Raw genomic sequence first — 8807 nt, 5'->3', positions numbered from 1 at the left:
CGCCGCCCATCCGCCCGCCACCCATCCGGATCAGGCGATTTGCCGTCTGATCAGTTCCCTGAATACTCCGTCGGACTCCTTCAGTTCGTTGAAGGAGCCGCTTTGCACGACTTTGCCGCCTTTCAGCACGTAGATGCGATCGGCCTGCTCGAGCGTGGACAGGCGATGGGCGATGACGAGGCGGGTGGAAGTCAGAGCGGCCAGGTTACGCATCACGCCGGCCTGGTTCTCGTTGTCCAGCCAGTTCGTCGCCTCGTCGAACAACATGATACGCGGGCTGCCGATCACCGAGCGGGCGATCGTGATGCGCTGGCTCTCGCCGCCCGACAGGACGGAGCCGCTGGTGCCCACCATGGTCATCATGCCCATGGGCATGGCCTTGATCTGATCCTCGACTTCCGCGGTCCGGACCGCCGCCCATACTTCATCCGTCGTCACGTCTACGTGATGGCTGACGAGATTATCCCAGAGATCCTGCGGATGGAGCCCGACCGACTGGGGCACCGCGCCGATCTTCCGGCGCACCTGCTTCAGATTCAGGTGCCTCAGGTCGCGCCCGTCGTAGTACACCGCTCCGGCGGTCGGCCAGTCGATACCGAGCGCGAGCCGGAACAGCGTGCTCTTGCCGGCGCCGGATTCCCCGGCGATCGCGACGAATTCGCCGGGATGGGCGCGTATCGTGACGTCGTCGAGGATCAGCGGTCCGTCGGCGTCGTAGCGGAATGAAACACGGTCGAAGAGGATGTCCCCGCCAAGGTATTCGACCGGTTCGCCTTCCGTTCCCGACTCAGGCGCCGCCGAAAGCAGCGGACGCATCTGTTCGAAGGCCGGCAGCATGGAGGCCAGGGCGCCGATGGACTCACCGAGCCGGGCGATGGTGGACTGAAACACGATGAAGACCGTGTAGACGACGAGAAAATCGCCGACCGGCATGGTGCGGTCTCCCGCCTCCATCACCGTGAACAGGAGCACCCCGGCGGCGAGGAAGGGCAGTGCGGCGCCGAATGCCCTGGAATGCCCCTCCAGCGTGCCCAGCTCAATCTCCGCGCGCTTCTGTGCGCGATAGTCCCGTGCCCAGATGGCGTACGCCGAACCTTCCGCGTTGTCCATGCGCAGCTTGGAAATGCCTCCCACGATCTGGAAGAGCCGGCCGGCTACGCGCCGGGCTGACCTGATCATCCACCCGTACGGAGAGATCTGGCGCAACCCCAGCACCAGGGTGACCAGCAGCGAAACCAGGCTGAAGAGCAGGGCGACGATCCCGAGGGTGGCATCGTAGAAGAAGATGACGCCAAAAACCGGAAGCAGGAATACGAGCGAAAGGAAACAGTTGGAGACGACCCCCCGCAATCCATCGCGGAGTTGCTGAAAGGTCATGCCGGACATGGCCAGGTCGCCGGCCGGATTGCGGTGCAGCATGCCGGGAGGAAGGCGCATGAGACGGTCCCAGAAGGCGGCTTCGACCCGGGAGGCCGAGCGGCCCTCCAGCCGCATCATCGCCGTGCTCTGGAGGAGGTGCAGCAGTGCGCCGAGCAGGCCGAAGGCCGCAATCGCCACGACGACCGCGTACAGCGCTCCCGCGCTTCCACCCGCAGAGATGTGGTTCGCAACGAACCCGAGGGCGAGCGCCGGCAGCAGCCGGATTACGCCGTATGGAAGCCCGGCGATCACCATCCGCACCCAATCCGAGGCCGAGCCGCGCAGGGCGATGCGCAGCAGGTCCGAAGGTTTCACGCCCCTCGCCGGCAGGGGTTGATAGAACATCCAGGCCTCTTCCGCCAGCCCGTCCGTACCGGCCAGGCGGGCCGCCGAGACCCGAGTGCGGCGATTGCCGGCCGGGTCGATCTGCCGGTATCGTCCGAACATGCCCGGCAGCAGCGCCACGGGCCGCCCGTCGCCGGCGCGATAGGCCAGCAGCGCGTTGCTGTCGCCGTGCCACCAGCGGTCCTCGGCGTTGAAACGCACGCGCCGGGCACGCACGCCGGAAGCGTCAAGAATGTCCACGAGGCCGACGGGGGCTTCGGATTGACCCGATCGCACCGGTATCTTGAAATCGATCCCTTCATGGCGGCCGATCAGGTGCAGCGCATCCGCCAGTGCCGTATCCTCGACACCGGCGTCCCGGTCGGTCGGAAGGTCGTAGATATTGTAGAGTCGCTGACGCGCGGTGTGCTCGGCCGTTCGGCGGCTCGCGGTCCGCGCCCGTTCGAGATTGACGGCATCTACCACGACCAGCCGGCGGTTCAGGCGTTCCAGGGTGAATGCGACCGCGTGAAACGAGGCGAGCGCCGCCATCAGTCTGCCCTGCCGGACCAGTGTCTCCGTCGACTGCCCGGTCAGTGTCGCCTCGTCGACCAGGGTGAGCCAGCTTGTCCGGGTCAGGGGGATCACCGTCTCGTGGGGGCTGCCAGGCTCGGCAAGTTCCGCCGTGTCGACGATCCCCATGAACAGGCCCGCGCCGGACGGCGGTTCGGATACCCACACCACGCCGCGCCGTACGGACAGCGTACTCGGCGCCAGGGTCTGCGTCAGTCCGGGTTCGGCCAGCGCGGTCGGACGTGGAGGAGGGATGGCGAAACGCGCCAGCGTCTCCGTTATGGCGGTCAGCCACGTATCGGTCTGTTCCGCCAGTTCCGCCGGGTCCACCCGGGACAGCAGGGCGGCTGGCAGACGTTTGAGCAGGGTGCCCGGCAGTCCCCTGGCGATGATACTTAGCGTGGTGTCCGCTTCACTGCCCGGCCGGTGCGGCGCGACTCCCGGCAGCAGCCAGCCCGATTCCCGCCGCAGCAGGTGCTGCGGCGCCGACTGCTCCGTCCCGCTTTTGAGCTCGACCAGGAACAGATTGACGACGCCCTGGTCGATGAACCAGACGCTGTCCGGGTCGTCGAGGTTGACGGGCAGGTTGCCCGCGCAGGGCACGGATTCACCGAAGCGATCGGCAAGTTCGGCCAATGACGGGTATTTCGGTTCGTTGTGCCGCATCAGTTCGACCTGACCAGTTTGTAGTACACGCCGTCCCGGTCGGCGATCAGCTCGTCGTGCGTGCCCCGTTGCACTGTAACACCTTCGTCCAGCACGATGATCTCATCGCAGTCCCGCACGGTACTCAGGCGGTGCGCCACGATCAGGCAGGTGACCCCGCGCCGCCGCAGCGCATCATCGACGTATTCCTCCGTGGCCGCGTCGAGGGCGCTGGTGGCCTCGTCCAGGATGAGCACCGTGGGTTTGCCCACCAGCGCGCGGGCGATTTCCAGCCGTTGGCGCTGGCCGCCACTGAAGTTCGAACCGCCTTCTTCGACGAGCGTCGCATAGCCCTGGGGCCTGAGCAGGACTTCGTCGTGAATCTGGGCGTCCCGTGTCGCGGCGAAGAGGACCTCGTCCGGGATGGCCGGGTTCCACAGCGTGATATTGTCGCGCAGGGACGCGGAAAAGAGCACGATCTCCTGGTCCACCATGGAGATGGATTGCCGCAGCACTTCCTCGGGGATCTGATCGCGCAGATGGTCGTCAAACATGATTTCACCGGACCAGGGTTGGTAGACCCCCGAGACCAGCCGCGCGAGGGTCGATTTGCCGGAACCGCTGGGACCGACCACGGCAATCCGCTGACCCGGCTTGATCACGAGGTTGAAGTCCTTGATCAGGGGCGGCCGGCTCCGGTTGTAACCGAAGGTGACGTTGCGCAGCTCCAACTGGCCGGCGAGCTGGAGCCGGCCGTTGAACGTGTGGATCGCGTCCGATTCCGGGTTTCTGCGGCGAAAGACCGGATCCTCGTCGGTTTTGGATATGTCCTCGAGCCGCTGCAGATCGGTTTCGAGGGCCTGGCGGTTCTCGGCGAACTCCAGAAAGCGCTCGACGGGGGCCAGGAACATCTCCGCCAGGATATAGAATCCCACCAGCATGCCCAGCGACATTTCTCCCTGCATGACCATCATGCCGCCGATGCCCAGGATCGCCGCACTGCGCAGCGCGTCGACCAGCCCCGGCAGCGAGGCGTTTACCGAGCCCAGTTCGGAATACAGTTGCCGCGCGCGCAACTCACGGGCTTGTTGCCCGCTCCATCGCGAGAAAAACCGGTCATCCGCACCCGTCATCCGCAGGTTGTCGGCATGACTCAACATTTGCATGCCGAGACCGATCAGCAATCCCTGCTCGCGTCGCATCGACTGGCTGCGGACCGCCCTGAGGTTGTTGAGAAAACGGGCCAGCACCGCGTGCAGCAGCGCCAGCACGAGCACGATCAGCGTGAGTACGGCGTCGAATGCGAACATCGCAACGAGGAACACCGAGCTCATGGCCATGTCGATCACGAGCACCAGGAACTGGTCCGCCAGGTTCTTGGCGATCCGGTCGGTGGACGACACCCGGTCCGTGACGTCGCCGGCCAGCCTGTTTTCAAAGAACTCCACCGGCAGTCGAAGCAGTCGTGACATCCCGTTGCTGTATCCGGCTATCGATACCCGGACCGCGAGCCGCTTGAGGAACCGGTGCTTGAGGAGGGACAGGACATATACCAGGATGCCTCCACCCAACAAGGCGGTCACCAATCCGCCCCAGGTCCCGTGCTTGGCCATGACGTCGTCGACAAAGACGCCGAGCGACGCGGGAACGACCAGGGTCAACAGCGTCAGCATGAGTCCGCAGGCCACCACGCCGGTCAGCAGGCGCCATGACCCGGCGATCAGGCCGTTCAGTTGCCTGAAAAGGTCGGGCCGCTCGCCGCCAGGCGTGAAGTCCTCGCCGCGCTTGAAGCGAAGCGCAATACCGCTGTAGCCTTTCTCGAACTCTTCGGCGGAGACCCTGCGCCGTCCCGTGGAAGGGTCGTTGAGGTAGTAGTAATGGCTGTCGATGCCTTCGAGGACGAGGAAATGGCTGAACTGCCAGAACAGCACCAGCGGCAATTCCAGCATTTTCAGCTGCTCGGCGCGCACGCTTAGGCCGTTGCACTCGAGACCGTAATGCCGGGAGGCGCGCAGGATACTCGCGGCGCTGCTTCCGTCCCGGCTCACTTCGCATTTTTCCCGCAATTCGGTGAGCGGCACCCATCTCCCGAAGTGTCCCAGTACGATGCCGAGACAGGCCGCGCCGCACTCCGATGCGTGCATCTGCAGCAGAACGGGCGTGGATATCCGCTTTGCCGAGTCGTCCGCAGCGTTCTTGTTGCCGGCTCGTTTGGTCGTGCTCACCGTCATCCTGCGGTCACCTCATGAGGAACAGCCCGATCGGAGACTGCCTGCCCAGTTCGATGACGATCCGGCATTTCATGCCCGCAAGGGAATCCGGATCCCGGTCTTCCGGGAATGCGGTCTCGAGTACTATATCGATGCGGTAAACGGATACCGGCGCCGCGGTTTCAAAGGCGGCCGGCCCGCCAGAGACGGGTTCGGCGGTGATGGCCCTGACCGTTCCGCCGGGTGCGTCTGTTTCTCCATCCGCCAGCTCCGGCTCGATCAATACCGGCATCCCGGCCGCGATATCCGGCGCGATTTCGCTGTTGATCCAGGCGAGGGCCTCCACGGAGGTACTGCCGTCGGGAAGGGTTTCCCCCTGTTCCACGATGACACCGACCACCACGATACTGCGCGCCACGTTGCCGAAGAATAGCCACGCCAGGAGGACACACAGAAAAACGGCGATCGCGGCAACCAGCAGCCGTTCCCTCGGCGTGGAAATCGTCAGCAACCGGTCGAGTTGCTCGCGTTCTTCCTTCGCCTCCGCAACGGTTTCATGAAATGAGTTCAGCAGGTTGTTGAACACGGCGCCGGTAATGCCTCCTCATGGAGAATACGCAGAATGGAAACCCGCACGTTTTGTTTATTAAGTAGATATTATGAAGTTCTAACTAATCCAAATCAAGGAATGTAACGATTTGAATGTCGGCCGGTCCAGCCCAGTCCCTGAGACATCTGGGCGTAACTGGTGAGCGGCACCGCGCACATCCGGTGCCAGTCGGCTTTGTCGATGACCGGCCGGTTCAGCAGTTCGAGCATGCCGTCGAATCTACAGAGCGCATCGCAATCCACCGCCTCGGGGTCCATGGACTCGCGGTGTCGCGGCCAGGCCTGTTCACGGGCGTGACGCCAGAATGCGCTGTCGTAATTCGAACCACAGGCATAGTGCCAGCCGACGAATAGACCGTAGCACAGCAGATTGTTGATGAGAAACCGGTTGACCGCCGGCGCGTCGCGCTCAAGATGCGCCGCCGGCCGGTTGAGGCGCGTGTGGAGTACCATCCCGACCTGCAGTTGAGCGGATACGATCGCCGTCGCCTCGAGGGGCTCCATGAAGGCGGCCGCGTTGCCGATGCGGGCTACGGCGCCATCGTAGATCCGGCGATGGACGAAATTCGGAAACGGGATGACGGCCCTTTGCTCGAATTCGGCCGCGCCGTCGGTCTCCAGGAACGCGTCAAAATCCGATTCGACTTCCGCGAGGTCGGATACATCCCGGTTGAAGATGTACCCGTAAGACGTGTGCACCGTCAGCGGAATGACGAATATCCACCCGTGCGGACGGGCAACCGCCCGGGTGTAGGTATGTTGCAGCACCGGTCCGTTCCGCCCGCCGTCGATGACCGCCGGGCATCGCCGGATGACGGCGGTATTGGTTGGGATGAAGGAAATGTCGATGTGCCGGTCGGGGTGGAGTTCTTTCGGAAACCCGCGGGCGTCGAATACAAGGTCGTAGCGTTCCGGCGCCCGGTCCTCGTATTCCACCTGAGCGCCGTCCTCCAACCTGGTGATGTCCAGCACTTTCGCATCGATATGGCGCGCGCGCGTGCCTTCGCGCAGCAAGTCCGCCATCAGGTCGGCGGACAGGTGGTAGGCGTAGGACACCTGCTGTGGGGTAAAGTAGTGGGTGAAATCGCGGTCGCGCCGGCCCCACCCCTCGAAGGCGACACCGTACTTGCGCGTTCCCTTCAAGCGCTGCTGGACGGTCTCATGGGGCAGCCTGGTCAGTTTCTGCAGTTCCTGAACCAGGCTCGGCCAGCTGCCTTCGCCCACGCCGATGACCGGAATACGTGAGTCATAGATGTGGTGCAGCTCGTGGTCGCCGTCGGGGTGGAGACGTGTTACGGTGGCGGCCGCCAGGGATCCCGCGGTCCCCTGCCCGATAACGGCGATCTTGCGTAGAGATTCGGCGCCCGGCTGGATCATACCGCGTCCTTTGGCATACGTCGCCATCGTAACCGAATCGAATCAAAATAGTTAAAGGATCGTAACTAATAAGATACAAAATGCCGGCGGGATGACAACAGTTGTATCAAACCGTTGCATCGCATGAACATCGAGGGCATAAAGAAGAGATCCCAAGAGGCGCGATGAGGATAAAGCCGGCCGGACGTGCAGTATGCAATTTGTGGTTGGGCGGATGGCCAGAGGGATGCTTCAGCAGGTTACTATCGTGAATCCAGCCCCTTCACCGCCACCTCGATCCTTTCCAGCGCCTCGGCGAGGATCGACCGGGGGCAGGCGATGTTTATCCGCTCGAAACCCTCGCCTTCCGGGCCGAAGATGTACCCTTCATCGAGAAAGACGCGCGCCTCCTCCATCATGAGACGCTGAAGGGCGTCCTTGTCCAGCCCCAGGCTCGTGAAATCCACCCACACGAGATAGGTGCCCTCGGTTTCGATGACGGGTATGCCGGGTAGCCGTTCTCGGAAGAAGGATTCGAGAAACCGGTAGTTCACCTCCAGGTAGGCCAGCAGCTGCTCCAGCCATTCTTCGCCCTCGTTGTAGGCGGCCTCGACGGCCGCGATGCCGAAGGGATTCAGCGTGAAGAGGCCGGCATTGCGAATAGTCAGTTGGAAGGGCTCCCGGAGTTCCGGGTCCTGAATCATCATATTCGACGCCTGCAGCGCGGCGAGGTTGAAAGTCTTGCTGGGTGAAGTGCAGATGACTGACCGCGCCTCGTATTCCGGACCCAGCGTGGCATACGGCGTAAAACCCCGGTTCCCCAGGATCAGGTCGCCGTGGATCTCGTCGGACACGACCAGCACGTCGTTGTCCATGCAGATCCGGCCGAAGCGCCGCAACTCCTCCCGGGTCCAGATCCGTCCGACCGGGTTGTGGGGATGGCAAAGGATGGCCATCCTGACCTCCGGGTCGGCGCATTTGGCTTCGAGGTCGTCGAAGTCCATGTAGTAGCGGCCGTCCCGGTATTGGAGCGGGTTCAGCGCCGGTCGCGCCTGCAGGTGCTCGATGGCATGGTAAAAGGGATAGTACACCGGCGGCTGCACCAGCACCTTGTCGCCGGGTTTCGTGTAAGCCGAGACCAGCATGTGGAGGGCGGGTACGATGCCCGGGGTGAAGCAGATGGTGTCGGGATCGACGGACCAGTCATGGCGCCGCTTCATCCACCGCACCACGGATTCGTAGTAGGACGGCGGTGGAAAGGCGTACCCGTAGACGCCCAGGTTTGCGATTTCTTTCACAGCGTCCACCACCGGTTGCGGGCACGGAAAGTCCATGTCCGCCACCCACAGCGGAAGTACGGGTTTCTCGTGCCGGCTGGCGTCGGTCTCGTTCCACGGGACGATGGCGCCGTCCCGTTTTACATAGTCCCACTTGTACGAATTGGTTCCGTTGCGATTGATGCGCTGGTCGAAATCATAGTTCATCAGGAAGGGCATCTCCATCGGTTCGGGGCTGTGAAAAGGCTGTACTAAGTCGTGTAGAAGGTGGCCGTACGGCGTCGTATGTTAACCGGTCGCGGTGGTGCTGTCAATTTGCATTTAACGGTTGCCATGCATGGCCCTGGACTGTACCATGTTGACGCGGCGGACGCCTGTCCGATCCGCCGTCTTC

At 63.2% G+C, this 8807-nt stretch carries 5 protein-coding genes; all 5 read right to left on the bottom strand.

The features are described 5' to 3' along the window. Nucleotides 1-30 precede the first annotated feature (30 nt). The 5 genes from F4Y38_03420 to F4Y38_03400 all read right to left on the bottom strand — a co-directional run bounded on the left by F4Y38_03420 (nt 31) and on the right by F4Y38_03400 (nt 8620). Complete coding sequence (locus tag F4Y38_03420; GenBank protein ID MXY48331.1) at nt 31-2982, bottom strand: ATP-binding cassette domain-containing protein; 2952 nt, start codon at nt 2980-2982, stop codon at nt 31-33. Continuing rightward, nucleotides 2982-5192 carry an NHLP family bacteriocin export ABC transporter peptidase/permease/ATPase subunit gene (locus tag F4Y38_03415; protein ID MXY48330.1) on the bottom strand — a complete coding sequence of 737 codons (2211 nt, stop codon included), beginning with the start codon at nt 5190-5192 and terminating at the stop codon, nt 2982-2984. The genes F4Y38_03420 and F4Y38_03415 overlap by 1 nt, the downstream gene beginning before the upstream one ends. A gap of 7 nt (nt 5193-5199) precedes the next feature. Next, entirely contained in the window at nt 5200-5757 is a 558-nt protein-coding gene (locus F4Y38_03410) for a hypothetical protein (GenBank protein ID MXY48329.1), read from the bottom strand. A gap of 95 nt (nt 5758-5852) precedes the next feature. Next, on the bottom strand, nt 5853-7184 hold the full coding sequence (locus F4Y38_03405) for a tryptophan 7-halogenase (GenBank protein ID MXY48328.1): 1332 nt from the start codon (nt 7182-7184) through the stop codon (nt 5853-5855). 215 nt (nt 7185-7399) lie between these two features. After that, entirely contained in the window at nt 7400-8620 is a 1221-nt protein-coding gene (locus F4Y38_03400) for a pyridoxal phosphate-dependent aminotransferase (protein ID MXY48327.1), read from the bottom strand. Between the last annotated feature and the right edge of the window lie 187 nt (nt 8621-8807).

Source organism: Gemmatimonadota bacterium, assembly GCA_009838645.1.
In the GTDB taxonomy this organism is placed as follows: Bacteria; JAAXHH01; JAAXHH01; order JAAXHH01; family JAAXHH01; genus JAAXHH01.
Note: the sequence above shows the minus strand (reverse complement) of the source record. Positions and strands in the feature narration are given on the sequence as shown.